Source organism: Micromonospora sp. DT63 (assembly GCF_049841615.1).
Lineage (GTDB): Bacteria > Actinomycetota > Actinomycetes > Mycobacteriales > Micromonosporaceae > Micromonospora.
Map to the genome: position 1 here is coordinate 1 of NZ_JBNCKQ010000004.1, position 21,159 is coordinate 21,159.

The window sequence follows — 21,159 nt, forward strand, 5'->3', positions numbered from 1 at the left end:
ACCGCGAACGGCACCAAACTGATCCTCTGGGCCTGCAACGGCGGCGCCAACCAACAGTGGACCTCGCCGAGCACCCCCCCCCCCCCCCCCCCCCCCCCCCCCCCCCCCCCCCCCCCCCGCCCCCCCCCCCCCGCCCCCCCACCCCCCCCCCGGCCCCCCCGCCCTCGGTCTGTGCAGATGATCAACTCGGCAACCAGGAAACCGGGGTGTCACCGTGGCCGGAACACCCCGGTTTCCGGGAAACCGGATGGGGTCAGCAAGCAGCGCGCCTAGCCCTTCTCCAGGTACTCCGCGCGGTCCTCGTCGACGAGCGCGGCGACCGACGCGGCCAGCGCGGGGTTGCGGGCCAGCTCCGGGTCCTCCTCGATGAGGGTGATCGCCTCGGCGCGGGCGTCGCGGATCAGGTCGGCGTCGCGGCGCAGGGACAGCAGGCGTAGGTGCGAACGGTGCCCGGACTGGGTGGCGCCCAGCACGTCACCCTCACGGCGCTGCTCCAGATCCAGCTCGGCGAGCTTGAAGCCGTCGCCGGTGGACGCCACCGCGTCCAGCCGTTCCCGCGCCGACGAGCCCTCGGCGGCCTCGCTGACCAGCAAGCAGAGCCCGGCGGCGGCACCCCGGCCGACCCGACCGCGCAGCTGGTGCAGTTGGGAGACACCGAACCGGTCGGCGTCCAGCACGATCATCACTGTGGCGTTCGGCACGTCGACGCCGACCTCGATCACCGTGGTCGCCACCAGCACGTCCAGGTCCCCGGCCGCGAAGGAGCGCATCACCGCGTCCTTCTCGTCGGCGGGCAGCCGGCCGTGCAGGACCCCGATCCGCAGCCCGTGCAGCGGCCCCTCGGCCAGCAGCGGGGCCACCTCGGTCACGGCGAGAGGCGGCCGGCGCCCGTTGTCGTCCTCGGGTGGCGGCTCCTCGTCGGACGTCGGGCCGTCACCGATACGCGGGCACACCACGTACGCCTGGTGGCCGGCGGCCACCTCCTCGCGCAGCCGCCGCCACGCCCGGTCGAGGAAGGCCGGCTTCTCGGCGGCCGGCACCACGTGCGAGGCGATCGGCGAGCGACCCCGGGGCAGCTGGGAGAGAGTGGACACCTCCAGGTCGCCGTAGACGGTCATCGCGACCGTGCGCGGGATCGGCGTCGCCGTCATCACCAGCGTGTGCGGGGGCTGGTCGGCCTTGGCGCGCAGCGCGTCACGCTGCTCCACGCCGAAGCGGTGCTGCTCGTCGACCACCACGAGACCCAGGTCGGCGAAGTCGACGCCCTCGTAGAGCAACGCGTGGGTGCCGAGCACGATCCCGGCGTTGCCGCTGGCCACCTCGGCGAGGGCCCGTCGGCGGGCTGCCGCGCCCAACGAGCCGGTGACCAGCTCCACCCGGGTGGCGTGCTCGGCGGAATCCAGCTCACCGGCCCGGCCCAGCGGTCCGAGCAGGTCGAGCATGCCCCGGTGGTGCTGGGCGGCCAGCACCTCGGTGGGGGCCAGCAGCGCGGCCTGCCCGCCCGCGTCGACCACCTGGAGCATGGCCCGCAGTGCCACCACCGTCTTGCCCGAGCCGACCTCGCCCTGCAACAACCGGTGCATCGGGTGCGCTGCGGCAATGTCCTCGGCGATCTCCGCGCCCACCTCGCGCTGGCCGGCGGTCAGCTCGTACGGCAGTCGGGCGTCGAACGCGTCCAGCAGCCCACCCGCGCGCGGCGGACGGGGCCGGGCCGGCCAGTCGGCGGCCCGGTGCTTGCGCTGCACCAGCGTCACCTGGACGGCGAACGCCTCGTCCCACTTGAGCCGGTGTCGGGCCCGGTAGAGCTCCTCCTTGGTGGACGGCCGATGGATCTCCCGCAGGGCGGCGCCCAGGTCGACGAGTTTGCGGCTGGCCCGCACGGCGGCCGGCAGCGGGTCCTCCGGCGGGGTGAACGTGTCCAGCACGACCCGTACGCAGCGGGCGATCACCCAGGTCGGGACGGCCGCCGCCGCCGGGTACACGGGGATCAGCGCGCCGGCGAACTCCTCGATCTCGTCGCTGACCGCCGCCTCGCCTTCGCCGCCCTCGCCGAGCAGGACGTACTCCGGGCCGTTGAGCTGGCGTTTGCTCCGGAACTCGGTGACCTTGCCGGCGAACAGCCCCCACCGGCCCGGACGCAGCTCGCGCTCGCGCCACGCCTGGTTGCCGAAGAACGTCAGCGTCAGCAGGCCGCCGGAGCCGTCGCCGACGGTCACCTCCAGCAGGTTGCCCCGGCGCTGGCGCATCGGGCGTACGGCGGTGCGCTGCACCTGGGCCAGCACGGTGACCTGCTCACCGACGTCCAGCGACCGGATGTCGGTGTGCTCGCCGCGCTCGTCGTAGCGGCGCGGGAAGTGGTAGATCAGGTCACCCGCGGTGTGCAGATCGAGGTGGGTGGCCAACGCCTTGGCCGTCTTGTCCCCGACGAGCTTCTTCAACGGGGTGTCCACAGTGGCCGGCTCGCTCATTCGACCCCCACCAGAAGCGGATAGAACGGCTGACCGCCCGGGTACGCCTGCACCTCGACGAACGGCCAGCGCCGCGCGACGTGCGCGCGGACGGCATCGGTGAGCCCGGCGGGGGCATCCACCCCGGCCAGCAGGGTGACCAGCTCCCCGCCACCGCCGAGCATCCGGTCGACCACCGCGGCGCAGGTGTCGGTGAGATCGGTGCCGATCAGGTGCACCTCCCCCTCGACCAGCGCCAGCACGTCGCCGGGGCGGCACGGGCCGGCGACCGTCAGCGCCTCCCGGCTGGCATGGCAGACCTCGGCGTAGCGGCAGGCGCCGGCCGCCTCGGCCATCGCGATCACGTCGTCCTCGAAGCGGCGGGTGCCGTCGCGGACCGCCAGGGCCGCGAGGGCCTGCACCGGCGAACGGGTCGGCACGACGCTCACCTTGATGCCGTGCCGGTGCGCCTCGCGGGCCGCCGCGCTCGCGACCGCCTCCGTATTGGGATCGTTGGGCAGCACCACGACCCGGGACGCCCCGGTGCCGCGCACGGCGTCCAGCAGCTCACCCGTGGACGGGTTGCCGGGCACCACCGTCGCGCCCTCTGCGGCGAACAGCTCCGCGATCCCGCTGCCGGTGGCCACCACCACGGCGGCCCGACCGTCCTCGGTCGAGCCGGCGGACGGCTCGGGCTGGTCGGCGAAGCGGGTCACCGAGATCCGGTACGGGCGGCCGGCGGCGACCCCGGCCTCGACCGCCGCGCCCACGTCGTTGACGTGCACGTGCACGTTCCAGGTGCCGCCCGGCTCGCGGCCGTCGCCGACGACGACGAGCGAGTCACCCAACGCCTCCAGGGTCCGGCGCAGCACGGCCACCGCGTCGGCGGGGGCGTCGAGCAGGAACTGCACCTCGTAGGCGTACTCCGTCGAACCGGTCTCGCGCGCGACGGTGGCCGCCGGGCGGGCGGTGCGCGGCGGCGGCGCGAGCCCTGTGGCGCTCTCCCCGGTGAGCACCTCGACCAGGGCGTCGAGCAGGACGCAGAGCCCTCGCCCGCCCGCGTCGACCACCCCCGCGCGGGCCAGGGCCGGCAACTGCTCGGGCGTACGGGCCAGGGCCTCGGCCGCGGCCCGCGCCGCGCCGCGCGCCACCGCGGGCAGGTCGTCGCCGCCCACCTGCTCGGCCCCGGTGGCGGCCGCGGCGACGACGGTGAGCAGGGTGCCCTCCACGGGACGGCCGACCGCCGTGTACGCGGCGGCGGTCGCGGCCCGCAGCGCGACCGCCAGTGCCTGCCCGCGCACCACCGGCACGGCGACGACGGCGTCGGCGAAGCCGCGCAGGATCTGCGACAGGATGACCCCCGAGTTGCCCCGGGCGCCGAGCAGCGCGCCCTGGGCCATCAGCCGCAGCGCGTGCCCGTGGGCGGTGGGGCCGCTGTCGGGGAGGGTGTCCAGGTCCATCGACAGGGCCTGCTGGGCCGAGGTGAGGGTGAGCACCAGGTTGGTGCCGGTGTCGCCGTCGGGCACCGGATAGACGTTGAGCTCGTCGATCTCGCCCTGGTGGCGCTTGAGCGCGGCCAGCCCGCTCGCGCACCAGCGGCGGACCGCGGCGGCGTCGAGGGTGTCCAGCACGGCCAGAAGCCTACTGTTGCGCACCGACACGCGTCGGACTCGTCCGGCGTGTCCGCCCGCGCCCGGTCCGACGGCGCTCCCGGGCCGGGCCGACGCCTCCGGTACGGTTGCCGCCGGGCCGGCCCACCGGCCCACCAGCAGGCCCGGGCCGGGCCGTGCACGACCGCCCGACCGGGCCGGTTGGCCGGGTCGGCGGGTCATCGGGTAACCTGACCAGGTTGCCCGGGCAGCGCCTGCCGGCGACCTCATGAACGTTTCAATCCCAGGAGTATCCCGTGGCTAGCGTGTGCGACGTCTGTGGCAAGGGACCGGGCTTCGGCCACAACGTGTCCCACTCGCACCGGCGGACCAACCGCCGCTGGAACCCGAACATCCAGTCGGTGCGTACCCCGGCCGGTGGCGGCAACACCAAGAAGTTGCAGGTCTGCACCTCGTGCATCAAGGCCGGCAAGGTCACCCGCGCCTGACGCGGCAGCACCAACTCTTCTCGTTCGGCTCAGCCGGCGGACCCCTGCGGTCCGCCGGCTCTGTCGTGTCCGCGCCCGGGTGGGCGCCTGCCGCTCAGAGCGTGCGGCCGAAGGAGACGCAGCCCTCCGCGTCCTTGTAGAAGCCGAAGTTCGGGATCCGGTCATAACCGGCGGACGCGTACATGGCGATCGCCTCGGGCTGTTTGTCCCCGCACTCCAGGACCATCCGCTTGCGGCCCTGCTCGCGGGCCGAGCGCTCGACGGCCGCGAGGACCGTCCGGGCCACGCCGCGACCACGGGCCGCCGGGGCGGTGTACATCCGCTTCAGCTCGGCGGTGTCCGCACCGTGGCTGCGCCAGCCGCCGCAGCCGACCGGCTCACCGGCCAGGTAGGCGACGAGGAACGCGCCGTCCGGCGGCTCGAATTCGCTCGCGGCGACCGGGGTGTCGTCGCCGGTGCCCCCGTAGCGGGCACCGAGGTCGGCCAGCGCGGCCCGGATCAGCTGCTGCGCCACCGGCGCGTCGAACCGCACCACCCGGATCTCGATCTCACTCACGGTGTCCAGAATACGGCCGGCGCGCGGCGTCACCGGAAGTGGTCCCAGCCCCGGGGCCCGTCGTAGGCGCCGCCGTCGACAGTCACTCCGGCACCCTCCGTGACCAGGCCGATGGGTCGCCACTCCGGCGGCAACGCCACCGTCGCGGGAAAGGTCGCGGCCAGCGCGTGGTCCTCGCCACCGGCCAGAATCCAGGTGTACGGGTCGACGCCGAGCGCCCGTGCGGCGTCGGCCATCTGCCGGGGCACCTCGAACGCGTCGCGGCGCACGTCGATCGCCACACCGCTGGCCTGCGCCACGTGCCCGAGATCGGCGAGGAGCCCGTCCGAGACGTCGATCATCGAGGTCGCGCCGAGCTGGGCGGCCTGCGGCCCGGCCGGGTAGGCGACCTGCGGCCGCCGGTACGCCTCGACCAGCAGCCGGGGTGTGCGAAATCCCCGGCTGAGCACGGTCAGCCCGGCCGCCGCGTACCCGATGCGACCGGCCAGGGCGAGCACGTCCCCGGGGCGGGCGCCGGAGCGCACCACCGGCGCCCGGCCGGCGAGGTCGCCCAGGGCGGTGACCGCGATGGTCAGGGTGGGGCTGGCCGACATGTCCCCGCCGACGACGCTCGCGCCGACCGTGGCGGCCTCCGCGGCCAACCCGTCGGCCAGGCCCTCCGCCCAACTCGTCTCCAGGTCGGCGGGCATGCAGAGGGCGACCAGCAGGGCTGTCGGGGTGGCGCCCATCGCCGCGACGTCGGCCAGGTTGGCCGCCGCGGCCCGGTGACCGACGTCGCGCGCCGAGCACCAGTCCCGCCGGAAGTGCCGTCCGTCGACAAGCACGTCCGTGCAGGCGACCACCCGGGCGTCCGGCGCGGCCACCACCGCCGCGTCGTCACCCGGGCCGAGCACTGTCGTCGGGCCCATCGCCAATCGGGCGGTGATCCGCCCGATCAGCCCGAACTCGCCGATCCCGGCCACGCTGGCGCCACCGCCGGCGTTCGGCCCGTACTGCCCGGCACCGCCGCGCTCGCTCACCGCTGCTCCTTGACCACCGATAGGGATCAGACCTGGTCCGTAAGGTAGTTTCACCCTTCGGGCCGCTCCCGGGCGGCGACGGACGGAGGTCGAGTCGTGGTACAGGCGTACATCCTCATCCAGACCGAGGTCGGCCGCGCACGTGACGTGGCGGGTCTCATCGCGGACATCGCCGGCGTGGTACGCGTCGACGCCGTCACCGGGCCGTACGACGTGGTCGTCCTCACCGAGGCGAACACCGTCGACGAGCTCGGCAAACTCATCGTCAGCAAGGTGCAGATGGTGCCCGGCATCACCCGCACCCTCACGTGTTCGGTGGTGCGGCTGTAAGTGGACGAGATGACGACCTCCTCGGCTGCTCTCGACGACGACGGCAAGCCCAAGCCGGCCGACGGAAAGCGCGAGCCGGCCGACGGGACGCCCGAGCCGGCTGACGGTATCCGCGACAGCGCCGAGCAGGGCGCCGACGCGCCGGCCGGCCGGGACCGGACGATCCGGGGCGCCGCCCTGCTGGCCACGTTGATCGCGTTGCCGATCACGCTGCTGGTGGCCGTGCTGGCCTTCGCCAAGCTCGCCCCGGACACGCCCGCCGCCGCGCCGAGCCCCTCGCCGAGCACCGCACGGGCGCAGTCCACCGCCCCGGTCGAGATGGCCGCCCCGGCGCTGGCCGAGCGTCCGGCCACGGTCTGCCGCGCGCTGCTCTCCCAGCTGCCGCAGACCATCCGTGACCTGGCCCAGCGCCCGGTCACGGCGGGCCCGGAGCAGAACGCCGCGTACGGCGACCCCGCGCTCACCGTGGCCTGTGGGGGCGCCGCGCCGACCGTCCCGGCCACCGACGAGGTCTGGACCGTCAACCGGGTCTGCTGGCATCCCGTCGAGGAGACCGACGTGACAGTGCTCACCACTGTCGATCGGGAGACACCGGTCACCGTCCGCATTCCACGCTCGTACGAGCAGCCGCTGCAGTGGGTTTCGCCGATCTCCAGCGCGATCGTGGCGTCGGTGCCCTCGGGCGGGACCATCCCCGCCGGCTGCCAGCGCTGATCCGCTGACGCGCGGCCCGTACGGCGGGCCGCGCGTCGGGGGCGACTGCTCAGTGCAGGCCGACGCCGCGCCGCTGGGCGGTGCGGATCAGCCGGTTGACCAGCTTGGGGTACTCCAGGCCGGAGGCCGCCCACATCCGGGGGAACATCGACGTCGGGGTGAACCCGGGCATCGTGTTGATCTCGTTGAGGTAGACGTCCAGCTCGGGGGTGACGAAGAAGTCGGCCCGGGCCAGGCCGGCGCAGTCCAGCGCGGTGAACGCGCGGACGGCGTACTCCCGCACCTGGCGGGTCACCCGGTCCGGCAGGCCGGCCGGGATGTCGTACTCGCAGGAGTCGTCGAGGTACTTGGCCTCGAAGTCGTAGAAGTCGTGGTCGGCGACGACCCGCACCTCGGCCAGCACGGACGCCTCGGGGGCGCCGCCCGCCTCGCCCTCCAGCACACCGCACTCGATCTCGCGGCCGATGATCGCGGCCTCGATGATGACCTTCGGGTCGAACTGCCGGGCGGTGGCGACCGCCGCGTCCAGCTCGGCCCAGTCGGTGACGCGGGTGATGCCGAACGACGAGCCGGCGCGCGACGGCTTGACGAAGACCGGCAGGCCGAGCCGCTTCTTGTCCTGCTCGCTGAGCGTCATCCCGTTGCGCAGCACCGCGTACGCGCCGACCGGGATGCCCTCGACCGCGCAGAGCTTCTTGGTGAACTCCTTGTCCATGGCGGCGGCGGAGGCGAACACGTTCGCCCCCACGTAGGGGATTCCGGCCATCTCCAGCATGCCCTGGATGGTGCCGTCCTCGCCGTACGTGCCGTGCAGGACCGGGAAGACCACGTCCACGTCGGCCAGCGCCCGGGGCCCCTCGGTCTGGTCGAGCACCATCAGCCCGTTGCCGGTCGGGTCGGCGCGCAGCACGAGGTCCGCCCCGGACTCGGCGGTGATCTCCGGGAGCTGGCGGGCGTTGATGGCGAGCTGGGCGGGGTCGCCGCTGGTCAGCACCCACTGGCCGGCGCGGGTGATGCCCACGGGCACCACCTCGTACTCGTCCGGGTCGAGTGCGGCGAACACGCTGCCGGCGCTGACGCAGGAGATGCCGTGTTCCGGGCTGCGGCCGCCGAAGACGATCGCCACGCGGGTCTTGCCTGGGGTGGTCACTCCGGTCACCTCTTCGTACGCGACTGCGGCTGGTCGTGCTCGCCGGTGGCGCTCACCCGGTTGACCTTACTGTGCGTGGCGATCAGGCGCGGCGATACCCGGCGAGCCCCGAAGCGACACGGCAATCGGTCAACAGAGCATATACGGTGCGTGACGGAATGTTCGGGGCTGATCAGTCTCCGGCGTGCCGGCGGCCGACCGCGATCACCTTCACCCGCTGCCGCCCGGCCCGCACCATCCCCAGCGCCATGAAGGCGCCCGCGATCCGGTCGGCCGCCTCCCTGCTGCTGGCGCCGACCACCTGGCGGCGACGCTCGGGGGTGACGCGTTCGTTGCGGTCGACGCCCTCGACGGGGCGCACGTCGGTGAGCACGACCAGGAAGCGGGTCATCGCCGCCCCTCGCGCTGCGGGGCGAGAGACTTCGGACCGGTGTGCACGTCGTCTCCTTCCGGGCGGCTGCAACGGGCGGCACGCGGCGATCGGGTACGGGGGAGAAACCCGATCGCCGCGCGCCCTATCCCCTCCGGTCGCTCACCACCACCGTCGCCACGACAACCGGCGGTGAGGACGCGATGACAGATTGACACGTCTACAGCCATGAATGCAACTCTCATCGGCCATCTCTCATGTACCCGTTCCCATGAATGTGTGCGACCATCGATGCATGGCCCCGAAGACCGCCCGCGCCCGCCGGCTCGGCATCGCCCTACGCCATCACCGGGAAGCCGCCGGGCTGACGCTGGAGACCGCCGCGGATGAAATCAACAGCACCCGCAGCACCCTCTCCCGCTACGAGAACGCCCAGACGCTGATCAGCCCGGCCACGGTGCGCGCCCTGCTCACCTCGTACGGGGTGGGTTCCGAGGAGGTGGCCGCCGCGGTGCAGCTCGCCAAGGACGCCCGCAAACCGGGCTGGTGGGTGTCGTACTCGTACCTGCTCGACCCGCGCACCATCGACTTCATCGCCCTGGAGGCGGAGGCCACCGCCATCGCCAACTTCGAGCCCTCGGTGGTGCCCGGCCTGCTGCAGACCGCCGACTACATCCGCGGCGTGATGCGCGGCGGCCCGCACACCCTCGGCGACGAGCTGGTGGAGCAGCGGGTCAAGATCCGACTCGACCGCCAGGTGCGGCTCACCGCCGACACCCCACCCATCCTCGACGCCATCATCGACGAGGGCGCGCTGCTGCGCCCGGTCGGTGACCAGTCGGTGATGGACGGCCAGCTACGGCACCTCGTCAAGATGGCCGAACTGCCGAACATCACCGTTCAGGTGATCCCGCTCTCCGCCGGTTACCACCGGGGCACCCGGGGCTCGCTGCACATTCTGGAGTTCGCCGACCCGGAGGACCCGATCATCGCGTCGGTGGAGACCGTCGCCGGTCAGATGATCCTCGACCGCGCGGGCGAGACGCGTACCTGCACCAAGATCATGGAGCATCTGCGCAGCGTGGCGCTCAGCCCGGCGGACAGCCGGGCGATGCTCCTGTCAGTCCTGAAGGGACGGTAGGACCGATGACACCGACGATCACAGCGGCGTTGGCCACGGCGGCGTGGCGCAAGAGCAGCCGCAGCGGCGATGAGGGCGCCTGCGTGGAGGTGGCCACGATCCCCCAACTGGTGGCCGTCCGCGACTCCAAGGACCCGGCCGGCCCGGCCCTGCTCTTCCGCCCGGCGGCCTGGGCCGCCTTCGCCCAGGCCCCGCCGCGCCGCTGACCGGAGCGCGACCACCCCGCCCCCGCGCCCCGCTGACCGGGCCCGCACCGCCCGATCAGCGGGGCGCGGACGGGTAGGCTCACGGCAGGCCGGCTCGGCCGACGAGCTGGGGACGACTCAGGCGACCAGCGGACGGGGCTCCGGCACCGCGCGCAACGCCTCCAGGGCAGCGATCGCCACGCCCCTGGCACCTGCCATGTCGCGGTCCGGGACCAGCGCGAACGTGGCCACCGCGGCCTGCTCCTCGCGGAGGACCGTGTGCTCGCGGACCGTCGCCAGGAACCAGTCGCGGAACTCCGGCGCCGCCTCCACCACCCCGCCCCCCACGAAGTACGCGTGGGGATCGGTGAAGTTGGCCGCCACGGTGAACAGACGGCCCAGCGCCATCGCCTGCTGGGTGAAGAGGTCCCGGGCCAGCGCGTCACCCCGCTCGCCGTAGCCCCGCACCAGCTTCGCGGCCCGCGCCGCCGGCTCGGCGGCCAGCGGGTGGTCGGGGTAGCGGGTCAGCCAGTACGGCAGCAGGTTGTTCTCGATGCCGGTCAGCGACGCGACGCTCTCCACGTCGCCGGTGAAGCCGCAGGCGCAGATGGGCTCCGGCTGACCCGGGCCGAGCAGCCCGTTCAGCGGGATGTGCACGTGACCCAGTTCGCCCGCCATGCCGGCGGCGCCGGCGATCACCTTGCCGCTCTCGACGACCCCGCCGCCGAGGCCGGTGCCGACGATCGCCGAGACCGACGATCGCGTCATCGCCTCGTCGCCGAAGTACACGTGGTGGGCGTAGAGCGCTGCCGCGTTGCCGTCGTTGTGGTAGATCACCGGCAGGCCGAGCCGCCGCTGGAGCGCGCCCCGCACGTCGAAACCACGCCAGGCCGGCTGGGAGAAGTTGGTCGAGCCGCGCGACGAGATGACGCCGGTGGCGCTGGCCGGGCCGGGCGTGTCCAGCCCGACGGCCTGGACCAGGTCACGAGAGACGCCGGTCTGCGCCAGAGCCCCGTCCAGCGCCTGGGCGAGCGCTTCGATCGCGGCCTCCGGCCCCTCACGCACCTCGCTCGGGATCTCCAGCAGCCCGTCCACCAGGAACCTGCCATCCACCGTCAGGACTGTGGCGTTGTTGCTGGTGCCGCCGTTGTCCAGGCCGACGACCACCGGCACACCTGCGCTGCCCACCGCAACCGCCTCCCGCCCTCATGAGTGTGAGCCGAGGCTAGTGCCAACCCCGCTCCCCCGCCACGCCCGCCCGCTGAAACTGGGGCTGGGGTACCAGCCGAGCTCCGGTGACATCGGAGTTCCTGTCCCCGGTGCCCCGGACTGCTGTCGCGCGTCCTTTGCTCTGCTTCCCTCCACGCAACACAAATCGGCCGCGAGTGTTGCGCCGGTTGAAGCAGAGCAAAGGACGCGAACAGGTGGGCGGGCCGACCAGGCATTTCCGCCGCAGCGCCGCTGGGCGGATCAGGCTGGGCGGCGGGCGGTTACCGCGGTGGCGTCCCGGTCCTCGTCGTGTCGGACGGTCGGGACCAGCCCGGCCGCGCGGAACGCCGCGCAGAGCGCGTCGGTCTGCGTCTCGCCGGCCTCGACCACCAGGTGGCCGCCGGGTGCCAGCCAGTGCGCCGCGTCGACGCCCACCCGGCGCAGCACGGTGAGCCCGTCCGGCCCTCCGTCGAGCGCCACCGGGGCCTCGTGCAGCCGCGCCTCCGGCGGCATCAGCGCCACCGCCTCGGTCGGCACGTAGGGGGCGTTGGCCACCACCAGGTCGAGCAGCCCCCGCCAGTGCGCCGGCAGCGGCGCGAACAGGTCACCCTCGTACACCTCGGCGGGCAGTCCGGCGAGGTTGCGGCGGGCGCACGCCACCGCCGCCGGGTCGATGTCGGCGGCGGCCAACCAGCGGGGCGCGAGCCGGCGGGCCAGCGCGACAGCGGTGGCCCCGGAGCCGCAGCAGAGGTCGACAACTGCCGGCGCCGGGCCGGTCAGCTCGACGGCGGCGTCGACCAGCAGGGCCGTCCGACCGCGCGGCACGAAGACGCCCGCGTCGACGGAGATCCGCAGGCCGCAGAACTCGGCCCAGCCGAGCAGGTACTCCAGCGGCTCGCCCGCCACGCGCCGTGCGGTCAGGTCGGCAAGCCTCGCCGGGGAGTCCGCGGCGGCCAGCAACAGCTCGGCCTCGTCCTCGGCGTAGACGCAGCCGGCGGCGCGCAGCCGGCTCACGAGGGTGGTCCGGTCGGTGGGGAAGGGTGTCACCATCAGAAAGCCTCCGGGAACGCTCGCCGGCGCTCCCGAGACCGCTAGAGCGGCGTGGACACGGGAGGAAGCGCCGGTCCTACTGGCTGGCGGATCGGTCTCACCTCCTCCGGTCGAGGCCCACACCCGTGGGCCGTGGACACGATAACTCAGGCCGGCCCGGCGGCGTCCAGGGCGGCGGCGATGTCGGCCACCAGATCGGGTGTGTCCTCCACACCGCAGGAGAGCCGGACGAAGCCGGGGGCGGTGTCGTCCCCCCACTGCGCCCGCCGGTCCGCGGTGGTGTGCAGACCGCCGAACGAGGTGGCCGCCGCCACCAGCCGGGCGGCCTCGACGAAGCGGGCCACCCGGTCGGCGTCGCCCAGGTCGAACGAGAGCACCCCGGGCATCCGGCGCATCTGCGCCGAGGCCACCGCGTACGCGGGGTCGTCCGGCAGCCCCGGCCAGCGCAGACCGGTCACGTCCGAACGGCCCGCCAGCAGGTCGGCGACGGCTGCGGCGTTCGCGCTCTGGCGGGCCAGCCGCAGGTCGAGGGTCGCCAGCGACCGGTGCGCCAACCAGGCGTCGAACGCTCCGGGCACCGAGCCGGTGGCGGTACGCCAGAGCGTCACCGCCTCGATGACCTCGGCGGACCGGCTGGCCAGGTAGCCCAGCAGCAGGTCGGAGTGGCCGGTGAGCGCCTTCGTTCCGGAGGCCACCACCAGGTCGGCGCCGAGGTCCAGCGGGCGCTGCCCGAGCGGGGTGGCAGTGGTGTTGTCGACCGCGAGCAGCGCGCCGGCGGCGTGCGCCCGCTCCGCGAGGGCGGCCACGTCGACCACGTCCAAACCCGGGTTGGCCGGGGTCTCCACCAGCACCAGCCGGACGCCCTCGAAGGACGGGTACGGCCCCACGGTCGGCACGAAGACCACCCGTACGCCGATCGTCTCCAGCACGGCGGTGGCGAACGCCCGGACGGGGAAGTAGCCGTCGGAGGGCAGCATGACGGTGTCCCCGGGGCGCAGCAGGGTGAGCAGTGTGCCGGTGATGGCGGCCTGACCGCTGGCGAAGACCCGGCAGTCGCCGCCCTCCAACTCACCCACGGCGGCCTCCAACAGCCGCCGGGTCGGGTTGTCGGGGCGGCCGTAGCCGTTCGGCGACGTGCCCTGGCCCTGCCACGGGTCGAGATGGTACGGCGCGGCGAAGACCGGGCCCGGCAGGAACGGGTCACCCGGGGCCGGCTCGGGCAGGCCGGCGCGTACGCAGCGGGTACCGTCTCCCAGTTCGCTCATCGGTTCCTCACTCGTACGACTCGGGCTTGGCGGTCCGGCTCATCAGGGTGTCCACGGCGAGGCGCGGGTCCATCCCCTCGTGGCAGATCCGTTCGACGTGCTCGGTGATCGGCATCTCCACGCCGTGCGCCCGCGCCAGATCACGGATCGCGAGGCAGCTCTTCACGCCCTCGGCGGTCTGCCGGGTCGCTGCCTGGGCCTGCTCCAGCGTCTCGCCCCGGCCCAGGTGCTCGCCGAAGGTGCGGTTGCGGGCCAGCGGGGACGAGCACGACGCGACGAGGTCGCCCATGCCGGCCAGGCCGGCGAAGGTGATCGGGTCCGCGCCGAGGGCCACGCCCAGGCGGGCCGTCTCGGCCAGCCCTCGGGTCATCAACATGGCCCGGGTGTTGTCGCCGAAGCCCATCGCGGTGGCGATGCCGTACGACAGGGCGATCACGTTCTTGACCGCGCCGCCCAGCTCACAGCCGATCACGTCGTCGTTGGTGTACGGCCGCAGGTACGGCGTCCGGATCGACGACTGCACGAGCACCGTGCGATGGCTGTTCGTCCCGGCGACGACGGTGGCGGCCGGCTGCTCGGCGGCGATCTCGGGGGCGAGGTTCGGGCCGGAGACCACCACCACGCGGTCGGCGGCCACCCCGGCGGTCTCGACGATGACCTCGCTCATCCGCTTGGTGGTGCCGAGTTCGATGCCCTTCATCAGCGACACCAGGGTGGCGTCCGGGTGCAGGTGCCCGGCCCACTCGGCGAGGTTGCCGCGCAGGGTCTGCGAGGGCACGGCCAGGACCACCAGTTCGGCGCCGCTGATCGCCTCGGCGGCGTCGGTGGTGGCGGTGACCCGGGCCGGCAGCAGCAGGTCCGGCAGGTACTCCGGGTTGCGACGCTCGGCGCGGATGCTCTCGGCCACGGGGGCGCGGCGGGCCCACACGGTCACGTCCCGACCCGCGTCGGCCAGGATCTTGGCGAAGGCGGTGCCCCAGGAGCCGGCGCCCAGCACCGCGACGTGGCCGCTCATGCCGCTTCACCCTGCGGGCGCTCGACGGACGGTCGGGCCGGCCGTTCCCACAGCGGGGGCGGGGTGCCACCACGGATCTCGACGAGCATGTCCCGCAGCCGCAGCATGATGGCGTCCGTCATCTCCTCGAGAGTGGCCCGGGTCGGCGGGGCGCCCGCCCAGCGGCTCAGGTCGATCGGCTCGCCGGCCACCACCGTCACCGGGATCCGGGGGCGTGGGTTGAGCCGACTGGTTCGCGGGTCGAAGATCCGCTCCGGGCCCCACATCACCAGCGGCACCACGGGGGCGCCGGTGGCCAGCGCCAGCCGGGCGGCGCCGGTCTTGGCCTTCATCGGCCACAGGTCCGGCTGTCGGGTGGTGGTGCCCTCCGGGTAGATCACCACCGCGCCGCCCTCGTCGAGCGCGGCTACCGACCGGTCCAGCGAGCGGACCGCGTCCACGCTGCCGCGCTCGACCGGGATCTGCCGACAGCGGTGCAGAATCCAGCCGATCACCGGCACCCGGAACACGCTGGCCTTGCCCAGGTACTGCGGCCACCGCCCGGAGTCGTAGATGAAGTGCGCGGAAACCAACGGGTCGGCGTGCGAGATGTGGTTGGCGACAATGATCATTCCGCCGTCCTTGGCGAGGTGCTCCTGGCCGCGCCAGGTCCGCCGGGTCCAGACGATCATCACCGGCTTCACCAGCCCCACGGCGAACCGTTGCCAGAACCCCAGCCTCCGCCGTGCCACTGTGCCTCCTCGTCCCGCCCCGACCCGCCGCGAGCCCACCGCGACACCCGCAGCGGAAATCATGCCTGCTCGCCCCCGGTACGGCCAGCGAGGGTCCCGTCGTCCGGCTGGCAGGATTGCGGACGTGAGTCAGCCGAGGTGGGCCGTGGTGGTGCCGGTGAAGCGTCTGGCAGCGGCCAAGAGCCGGCTGCGGGGCGCGCTGCCCGGCGTACCGCATGAGGAGCTGGCGCTGGCGCTGGCGGCCGACACGCTCCGCGCGGTGCTGGCCTGCCCGGCGGTCGCCGAGGCTCTGGTGGTGACCGACGACACCCGGGTGGTGGCCGCGGCGCGGGCCGCCGGGGCGGGGACGGTGCCCGACGTGCCGGACGCCGGCCTGAACGCCGCGTTCCGGCACGGCGCGGCACAGATCTCCGGCCGGTGGGTGGCCGGGCTGACCGCCGATCTGCCGGCGCTGCGCCCGGCCGAGCTGGCCGACGCGCTGCTCGCGGCCCAGCGTGACACCGAGGGGGTACGCCGGTTCGTCGCGGACGCCCCCGGCGGTGGGACGGTGCTGCTCGCCGCGCCGCCGGGCGTCGACCTCGACCCACGGTTCGGCGTCGGCTCGGCGGCGGCGCACGCGGCGAGTGGGGCGCTGCCGCTCACCGGCGACTGGCCCAGCCTGCGGCGGGACGTGGACACCGCCGACGACCTGGCCGTCGCCGCCGGGCTGGGGCTGGGACCGCGCACCGCGGCGCTGCTCGCCGCCGGCTGCCCGACACGCTGAACAAGCTGCCTTGAGCCGGCGGGCCGGCGCGCTGAACAAGCCGATCCGACCGGTGTACGGTGCCAGCATGCAGGGCACGGTGGCCAGTTACGACGCGGCGACGCGCAGCGGTGTCCTGCTGCTCGACGACGGCACCGAGCTGCGCTTTCCCGCCCGGGCGTTCGACGCCTCCGGCCTGCGGTTGCTCCGGCTCGGCCAGCGGGTGCGCATCGACACCGATCCCGACGGCGAGGTCGTCCGGGTGACATTGCCGACGATGAACTGAGCTGGCGAGGCCAAGTTCATTTTGCGTTAACTCTCTTCGGGTGATTATGAGCGGGTGAGCACCCCTCGCGAGCATCCGGTCACCCCTTCAGCCACCGACCCCCGCAACGGCGCCCGCATTCGCGGCACCGACGGCCGTTTCCGCCCGTCCCGGGCCGAACGGGCCGGCGCCGCCCGTGCCGACACGCTCGCCGACGACCCGGGCGCCGCCTCCTCCGGGCTCGACGAGGTCATCGAACCCGGCGTGCCGCCCACCGAGACGGACGGCCCTGCGGCCGGGGCAGCCCTGCCCGGTCCCTCCGGCAGCCTCTCCACGGGCCTCTCCACCGGTGGTGAGGGGGACGACGAGCCACCGGCCGCTCCCCCGCTGCCGGAGGACCGCTTCCTCAACCGGGAGCTGTCCTGGCTCGACTTCAACGCGCGGGTGCTCACCCTCGCCGAGGACCAGCGCACCCCCCTGCTGGAACGGGCCAAGTTCCTCGCGATCTTCGCCAGCAACCTCGACGAGTTCTACATGGTGCGGATCGCCGGCCTGAAGCGGCGGCTCTCCGCAGGCCTGCCGGTGCGGGGCGGGGACCGGCTGCCCCTGCGTACGCAGCTGGAGCTGATCGCCGAACGGACCGCCGAGCTGGTCGCCAGGCACGCCGCCTGCTTCGTCGACGACGTCCTGCCCCGGCTGGCCGACGAGGGCATCCGCATACTGCGCTGGGGTGACCTGGGCGACCCCGAACGGGAGCGGCTGCGCACCTACTTCCGGGAGCACATCTTCCCGGTGCTCACCCCGCTCGCGGTGGACCCGGCGCACCCGTTCCCGTACATCTCCGGGCGCTCCTTGAACCTGGCGGTGGCGGTCCGGGATCCGGACGGCGGGTCCGAGCTGTTCGCGCGGGTGAAGGTGCCCAACAACGTCCCGCGCTTCGTGCGGGTCGACCGGGACCAGCCGGGCGTGCGGATGCTGCCGGTGGAGGACCTGATCTCGGTGCACCTGGGTCAGCTGTTCAGCGGGATGCAGGTGGTCGAGTGCCACCTGTTCCGGGTCACCCGCAACGCCGAGGTGGAGGTCGACGAGGACCGCGACGAGGACCTGCTCCAGGCCCTCGAACGGGAGCTGGCCCGCCGCCGGTTCGGCCCGCCGGTCCGCCTGGAGGTCGCCGCGTCGATCTCCGACCACATGTTGGAGCTGCTCGTCCGCGAGCTGGACATGGACGACCAGGACGTGCTGCGGGTGCCCGGCCTGCTGGACCTCTCCGCGCTGTGGCAGGTGTACGGCGAGGCCGACCGGCCGGACCTCAAGGACCCGCCGTTCGTGCCGGCCACGCATCCCCGGCTCGCCGAGGGCGAGGTGCCGCGCAGCGTCTTCTCGACCCTGCGCGACGGGGACATCCTGGTGCACCACCCGTACCACTCGTTCGCCACCAGCGTGCAGCGCTTCATCGAACAGGCCGCCGCCGACCCCAACGTGCTGGCCATCAAGCAGACCCTCTACCGCACCAGCGGTGACTCGCCGATCGTGGACGCGCTCGTCGACGCGGCCGCCGCCGGCAAGCAGGTGGTGGTGCTGGTCGAGGTGAAGGCCCGCTTCGACGAGGTGGCCAACATCGGCTGGGCCCGCACCCTGGAACGCGCCGGCTGCCACGTGGTGTACGGCCTGGTGGGGCTCAAGACGCACTGCAAGACCGCCCTGGTGGTCCGGCAGGAGGGCAACCAGATCCGCCGGTACTGCCACATCGGCACCGGCAACTACCACCCGAAGACCGCCCGCCTGTACGAGGACTTCGGCATGCTCACCGCTGACCCGGAGATCGGGGCGGACCTCACCGACCTGTTCAACGTGCTCACCGGCTACAGCAGGCAAACCGCGTACCGGCGGCTGCTGGTCGCCCCGCAGGGGATCCGCAGTGGCCTCATCGAACGCATCGAGCGGGAGATCGCGCACGTCCGGTTGGGCATGCCCGGCCTGGTCCAGTTCAAGGTCAACTCGCTGGTCGACGAGGGCGTGACCGACGCGCTGTACCGGGCGTCCCAGGCCGGCGTCCACGTCGACCTGCTCATCCGGGGCATGTGCACGCTGCGTCCGGGGGTGCCGGGGCTGTCGGAGAACATCCGGGTCCGCTCGATCCTCGGCCGGTTTCTGGAGCACTCCCGGGTCTTCCGCTTCGGCAACAACGGCGAGGCCGAGTTCTGGATGGGCTCGGCCGACCTGATGCACCGCAACCTGGACCGGCGGGTGGAGGCGCTGGTGCAGGTGAGCGATCCGGTCGCCCGCGCCGAGCTGGACCACGTGCTGACCGCCGCGATGAGCCCGGACGTGGACGCGTTCGAGCTGGCCGGCGACGGCACCTGGACACGGCGTACCGGCGGTGACGACACGGCCCGGGTGCATCTGCAGGAACTGCTGCTGCGCCGCGTCGGTGGCACGGCCGGCTGACCGATCGCGGCATAGGCTGAGCTGATGGTCGAGGAGGAGCAGAAGTACGAGGTGGACGACACCTTCGTGCTGCCGGACCTGTCCACCACGTCCCCGGCCGGCGGCCGGGTCCGGGACCTGCCGCCGGTGACGCTTGTCGCCCGCTACCTCGACACTGTCGACCTGCGGCTGGCCCGCGCCGGGGCGTCGCTGCGGCACCGCGAGGGTGACGAGCTGCCGTGGACGGTGAAGCTGCCCACCGGCACGCCCGGCGTCCGGCACGAGATCTCCCGCCCCGGGCCGGTCGCGCAGCCGCCGCCGGAGCTGGTCGAGCTGGTCACCGTCCTGCACCGGGGCGCGTCGCTCGCGCCGGTGACTGTGGTACGCACCGTCCGGCACGCCCACGAGGTGTGCGACAGGGCCGGCGCGGTGCTCGCCGAGGTGGTGGACGACCGGGTGACGGTCCTCGACGACGCCGGCGCCATCACCGGCGCGTTCCGTGAGGTGGAGGTGGAGCGCAAGGCCGGCGACCGCAAGCTGCTGGAACGGATCGGCGAGGTGCTGCGCGAGGCCGGGGCCCGGGCCGGCTCGTTCACCCCCAAGCACGTACGGGCGTTGGGGTCGGTGGCGCAGGCCGAACCGGACCTGGTCTCCCCGGGCGGGCTGACGGCCGACCCGACCGCCGGCGAGGTGGTCACCGAGGCGGTCCGCAAGGAGGTGGGCCGGCTGTTGGCGCACGACCCGCTGGTGCGGCTGCGCACCACCACCGACGGCGGCGACAGCGCCGTACACCAGTTGCGGGTGGCCTGCCGACGGCTGCGCAGCGACCTGCGGACCTTCCGTCCGCTGGTGCGCCGCAGCTGGGCGCGGCCCCTGCGCGACGAGTTGCGCTGGCTCGCCGGGGTGCTCGGCGCGGCGCGCGACGCCGAGGTGCTGCGCGACCGACTGCGGCGCACCGCGACCGCCGACCCGCTCAGCCCGCTCGACACGGGCGCGGTGGACCGGCTGGACGAGGCGCTCGCACAGCGGCAGCGGCAGGCGCTGGCCGCCATCGACGAGGCGCTGCGCTCGCCGCGTTACCTGGCCCTGGTGGACGCCCTGGTGCTGGCCGCCCGCGCGCCCCGGCTCACCCGACGGGCGGCCACCCCGGCGGCGCGGACGCTACCGAAGCTGGTCGCCCGCCCGTGGCGGCAGCTCACCGGCCCCGACGGCGTCGACGGGCTCGCCCCTCTCGCGCCCGACGACCGCTGGCACGCCGTTCGCAAGGAGGGCAAGCAGGCCCGCTACGCGGTCACCGCAGTGGTCCCGGCCGTCGGCAGGGACGCGCGGCGGCTGGCCCGCGCGTTGGCCGGCGTCCAGGATGTGCTCGGCGAACACCAGGACGCCGCGGTGGCCGCCGAGACCTGGCTCGCCCTCGCCGCCGACCGACCGGGCGACCACGAGCTGGCGGTCACCGCCGGACGGCTGGCCGAGCGGGAACGCGACACGGTCCGCCTGATGCGGGCCCGATTCCCCGCCGCGTGGCACCGGGCCACGCGGCGACGGCGGACCAGATGGTTGCCGTGACGGGCATCCGGGCTGCCGGCGGGGTCTGCTGGCGACCGACCGCCGACGGCGTACGGGTCTGCGTCGTGCACCGCCCGCGCTACGGGGACTGGACGCTGCCCAAGGGCAAGCTCGAACCGGGCGAGCATCCACTGCTCGCGGCGGTCCGGGAGGTCGCCGAGGAGGCCGACGTGCGGGGCGTACCGCAGGTGCGGCTGCCGTCGGTGCGCTACCGCAGCGAGGGGCAGGCCAAGCTGGTCGACTACTGGTCGATGCTCGCGGTCGCCGAGGGCGGTTTCCAGCCGGGCACCGAGGTCGACGACATCCGGTGGCTGGCCGTGGACGACGCGATCCACCTCGTCAGCTACCCGCACGACACCGAGGTGCTGGCGGCGTTCGCCGCGCTGCCGCCGGTGACCGCGACGATCGCGCTGGTCCGGCACGGGCACGCCGGCAAGCGCGCCACGTGGACCGGCCCGGACACCGCCCGCCCGCTCGACGCCGAGGGATGGGCCCAGGCGTACGCGCTTGCGGCGCTGATCGCCGTGGTGCGGCCGGCCCGGCTCCTGTCGGCCTCGCCGCGCCGCTGCGTGCAGACCCTGGATCCGGCGGCCGGGCTGCTCGACCTGCCCATCGAGGTCTGCGGCGACCTGGACGAGCCCCAGCCGGGCCAGCAACAGGACGAGCGGGTGCTGGCCACCGCCGCCCAACTGCTCGAGCTGGGCTGCGCCGGTGGGCAGGTGGCGGTGTGCAGCCAGGGCAAGGTGCTGCCGGGCGCGTTGGAGCAGCTGACCGGCCGCGCCGACGAGGACTTCACCACCCCGAAGGGCGGCGGTTGGCTGCTCGCCTTCAGCGGCGAGCGGCTGGTCGCCGCCGACCGTCTGTAGGCCCGCCCGGCGC

21 protein-coding genes are annotated in these 21,159 nt (G+C 73.9%); 10 read left to right on the forward strand and 11 right to left on the reverse strand.

All coding sequences use genetic code 11. The features are described from left to right. Window positions 1–269: 269 nt before the first annotated feature. Window positions 270–2,468: an ATP-dependent DNA helicase RecG gene (gene recG / locus ACLQ27_RS15795; RefSeq protein ID WP_357494253.1), complete on the reverse strand. Its 2,199-nt coding sequence runs from the start codon at window positions 2,466–2,468 to the stop codon at window positions 270–272. Beyond that, complete coding sequence (locus tag ACLQ27_RS15800) at window positions 2,465–4,078, reverse strand: DAK2 domain-containing protein (RefSeq protein ID WP_425867358.1); 1,614 nt, start codon at window positions 4,076–4,078, stop codon at window positions 2,465–2,467. The genes recG and ACLQ27_RS15800 overlap by 4 nt, the downstream gene beginning before the upstream one ends. Before the next feature lie 275 nt (window positions 4,079–4,353). On the opposite strand from ACLQ27_RS15800, the gene rpmB reads away from it, so the two are divergent. Then, entirely contained in the window at window positions 4,354–4,545 is a 192-nt protein-coding gene (gene rpmB, locus ACLQ27_RS15805) for a 50S ribosomal protein L28 (RefSeq protein ID WP_007456456.1), read from the forward strand. Window positions 4,546–4,639: 94 nt separating this feature from the next. Here rpmB and ACLQ27_RS15810 read toward each other — a convergent pair whose 3' ends face one another. Then, a complete protein-coding gene (locus tag ACLQ27_RS15810) occupies window positions 4,640–5,101 on the reverse strand; it encodes a GNAT family N-acetyltransferase (protein ID WP_357494249.1) in 462 nt (153 codons plus the stop codon). A gap of 29 nt (window positions 5,102–5,130) precedes the next feature. Next, entirely contained in the window at window positions 5,131–6,063 is a 933-nt protein-coding gene (locus ACLQ27_RS15815; RefSeq protein ID WP_374109335.1) for a thiamine-phosphate kinase, read from the reverse strand. Between the two features lie 153 nt (window positions 6,064–6,216). Here ACLQ27_RS15815 and ACLQ27_RS15820 point away from each other — a divergent pair, with 153 nt between their 5' ends. Beyond that, on the forward strand, window positions 6,217–6,450 hold the full coding sequence (locus ACLQ27_RS15820; RefSeq protein WP_007456453.1) for an Lrp/AsnC ligand binding domain-containing protein: 234 nt from the start codon (window positions 6,217–6,219) through the stop codon (window positions 6,448–6,450). 9 nt (window positions 6,451–6,459) lie between these two features. After that, complete coding sequence (locus ACLQ27_RS15825; protein WP_425867360.1) at window positions 6,460–7,164, forward strand: DUF3515 family protein; 705 nt, start codon at window positions 6,460–6,462, stop codon at window positions 7,162–7,164. A 49-nt stretch (window positions 7,165–7,213) separates the two neighbouring features. Here ACLQ27_RS15825 and ACLQ27_RS15830 read toward each other — a convergent pair whose 3' ends face one another. Both ACLQ27_RS15830 and ACLQ27_RS15835 read right to left on the reverse strand, forming a co-directional pair. After that, window positions 7,214–8,314: a D-alanine--D-alanine ligase family protein gene (locus tag ACLQ27_RS15830; RefSeq protein ID WP_425867361.1), complete on the reverse strand. Its 1,101-nt coding sequence runs from the start codon at window positions 8,312–8,314 to the stop codon at window positions 7,214–7,216. A 172-nt stretch (window positions 8,315–8,486) separates the two neighbouring features. Beyond that, entirely contained in the window at window positions 8,487–8,705 is a 219-nt protein-coding gene (locus tag ACLQ27_RS15835) for a hypothetical protein (protein WP_234591403.1), read from the reverse strand. A gap of 274 nt (window positions 8,706–8,979) precedes the next feature. Between ACLQ27_RS15835 and ACLQ27_RS15840 the strand changes: the two genes are divergently transcribed. Together ACLQ27_RS15840 and ACLQ27_RS15845 are read left to right on the forward strand one after the other, a co-directional pair. Continuing rightward, window positions 8,980–9,825, forward strand: a complete 846-nt coding sequence (locus ACLQ27_RS15840) for a helix-turn-helix domain-containing protein (RefSeq protein WP_234591405.1) — start codon at window positions 8,980–8,982, stop codon at window positions 9,823–9,825. Between the two features lie 5 nt (window positions 9,826–9,830). Next, the gene (locus ACLQ27_RS15845) at window positions 9,831–10,031 is read left to right on the forward strand and encodes a DUF397 domain-containing protein (protein WP_234591412.1); all 201 of its coding nucleotides are present in this window, start codon (window positions 9,831–9,833) and stop codon (window positions 10,029–10,031) included. Window positions 10,032–10,148: 117 nt separating this feature from the next. On the opposite strand, the gene ACLQ27_RS15850 is transcribed toward ACLQ27_RS15845, so the two are convergent. The 5 genes from ACLQ27_RS15850 to ACLQ27_RS15870 form a co-directional block, all read right to left on the reverse strand. Continuing rightward, complete coding sequence (locus ACLQ27_RS15850) at window positions 10,149–11,198, reverse strand: ROK family protein (protein ID WP_425867364.1); 1,050 nt, start codon at window positions 11,196–11,198, stop codon at window positions 10,149–10,151. Window positions 11,199–11,480: 282 nt separating this feature from the next. After that, complete coding sequence (locus ACLQ27_RS15855; protein WP_425867366.1) at window positions 11,481–12,269, reverse strand: putative protein N(5)-glutamine methyltransferase; 789 nt, start codon at window positions 12,267–12,269, stop codon at window positions 11,481–11,483. 146 nt (window positions 12,270–12,415) lie between these two features. Further along, window positions 12,416–13,534, reverse strand: coding sequence for a cystathionine gamma-lyase (locus ACLQ27_RS15860; protein WP_425867368.1), 1,119 nt, complete (start codon window positions 13,532–13,534; stop codon window positions 12,416–12,418). Between the two features lie 7 nt (window positions 13,535–13,541). Next, window positions 13,542–14,549, reverse strand: a complete 1,008-nt coding sequence (locus ACLQ27_RS15865; RefSeq protein ID WP_234591408.1) for an NAD(P)H-dependent glycerol-3-phosphate dehydrogenase — start codon at window positions 14,547–14,549, stop codon at window positions 13,542–13,544. Then, window positions 14,546–15,280, reverse strand: coding sequence for a lysophospholipid acyltransferase family protein (locus ACLQ27_RS15870; protein ID WP_357573118.1), 735 nt, complete (start codon window positions 15,278–15,280; stop codon window positions 14,546–14,548). The genes ACLQ27_RS15865 and ACLQ27_RS15870 overlap by 4 nt, the downstream gene beginning before the upstream one ends. A gap of 124 nt (window positions 15,281–15,404) precedes the next feature. Between ACLQ27_RS15870 and cofC the strand changes: the two genes are divergently transcribed. From cofC to ACLQ27_RS15895, 5 genes are all read left to right on the forward strand, one after another. Next, window positions 15,405–16,043 carry a 2-phospho-L-lactate guanylyltransferase gene (cofC, locus tag ACLQ27_RS15875; RefSeq protein WP_425867370.1) on the forward strand — a complete coding sequence of 213 codons (639 nt, stop codon included), beginning with the start codon at window positions 15,405–15,407 and terminating at the stop codon, window positions 16,041–16,043. Between the two features lie 67 nt (window positions 16,044–16,110). Continuing rightward, window positions 16,111–16,308: a cold-shock protein gene (locus ACLQ27_RS15880; protein WP_007456426.1), complete on the forward strand. Its 198-nt coding sequence runs from the start codon at window positions 16,111–16,113 to the stop codon at window positions 16,306–16,308. A 54-nt stretch (window positions 16,309–16,362) separates the two neighbouring features. Then, window positions 16,363–18,735, forward strand: a complete 2,373-nt coding sequence (locus ACLQ27_RS15885) for an RNA degradosome polyphosphate kinase (RefSeq protein WP_425867372.1) — start codon at window positions 16,363–16,365, stop codon at window positions 18,733–18,735. 24 nt (window positions 18,736–18,759) lie between these two features. After that, window positions 18,760–20,280: a CHAD domain-containing protein gene (locus tag ACLQ27_RS15890; RefSeq protein ID WP_425867374.1), complete on the forward strand. Its 1,521-nt coding sequence runs from the start codon at window positions 18,760–18,762 to the stop codon at window positions 20,278–20,280. Next, on the forward strand, window positions 20,268–21,146 hold the full coding sequence (locus tag ACLQ27_RS15895) for an NUDIX hydrolase (RefSeq protein WP_357494227.1): 879 nt from the start codon (window positions 20,268–20,270) through the stop codon (window positions 21,144–21,146). Before ACLQ27_RS15890 ends, ACLQ27_RS15895 begins: the two co-directional genes overlap by 13 nt. The last annotated feature ends 13 nt before the right edge of the window (window positions 21,147–21,159 follow it).

Excerpts from the sequence above, each read along its gene's own strand:
- recG (WP_357494253.1), bottom strand. The coding sequence starts at position 2,468 with ATGAGCGAGCCGGCCACTGTGGACACCCCGTTGAAGAAGCTCGTCGGG.
- ACLQ27_RS15825 (WP_425867360.1), top strand. The coding sequence starts at position 6,460 with ATGACGACCTCCTCGGCTGCTCTCGACGACGACGGCAAGCCCAAGCCG.
- ACLQ27_RS15835 (WP_234591403.1), bottom strand. The coding sequence starts at position 8,705 with ATGACCCGCTTCCTGGTCGTGCTCACCGACGTGCGCCCCGTCGAGGGC.
- ACLQ27_RS15840 (WP_234591405.1), top strand. The coding sequence starts at position 8,980 with ATGGCCCCGAAGACCGCCCGCGCCCGCCGGCTCGGCATCGCCCTACGC.
- ACLQ27_RS15845 (WP_234591412.1), top strand. The coding sequence starts at position 9,831 with ATGACACCGACGATCACAGCGGCGTTGGCCACGGCGGCGTGGCGCAAG.
- ACLQ27_RS15855 (WP_425867366.1), bottom strand. The coding sequence starts at position 12,269 with ATGGTGACACCCTTCCCCACCGACCGGACCACCCTCGTGAGCCGGCTG.
- ACLQ27_RS15860 (WP_425867368.1), bottom strand. The coding sequence starts at position 13,534 with ATGAGCGAACTGGGAGACGGTACCCGCTGCGTACGCGCCGGCCTGCCC.
- ACLQ27_RS15865 (WP_234591408.1), bottom strand. The coding sequence starts at position 14,549 with ATGAGCGGCCACGTCGCGGTGCTGGGCGCCGGCTCCTGGGGCACCGCC.
- ACLQ27_RS15880 (WP_007456426.1), top strand. The coding sequence starts at position 16,111 with ATGCAGGGCACGGTGGCCAGTTACGACGCGGCGACGCGCAGCGGTGTC.
- ACLQ27_RS15890 (WP_425867374.1), top strand. The coding sequence starts at position 18,760 with ATGGTCGAGGAGGAGCAGAAGTACGAGGTGGACGACACCTTCGTGCTG.
- ACLQ27_RS15895 (WP_357494227.1), top strand. The coding sequence starts at position 20,268 with ATGGTTGCCGTGACGGGCATCCGGGCTGCCGGCGGGGTCTGCTGGCGA.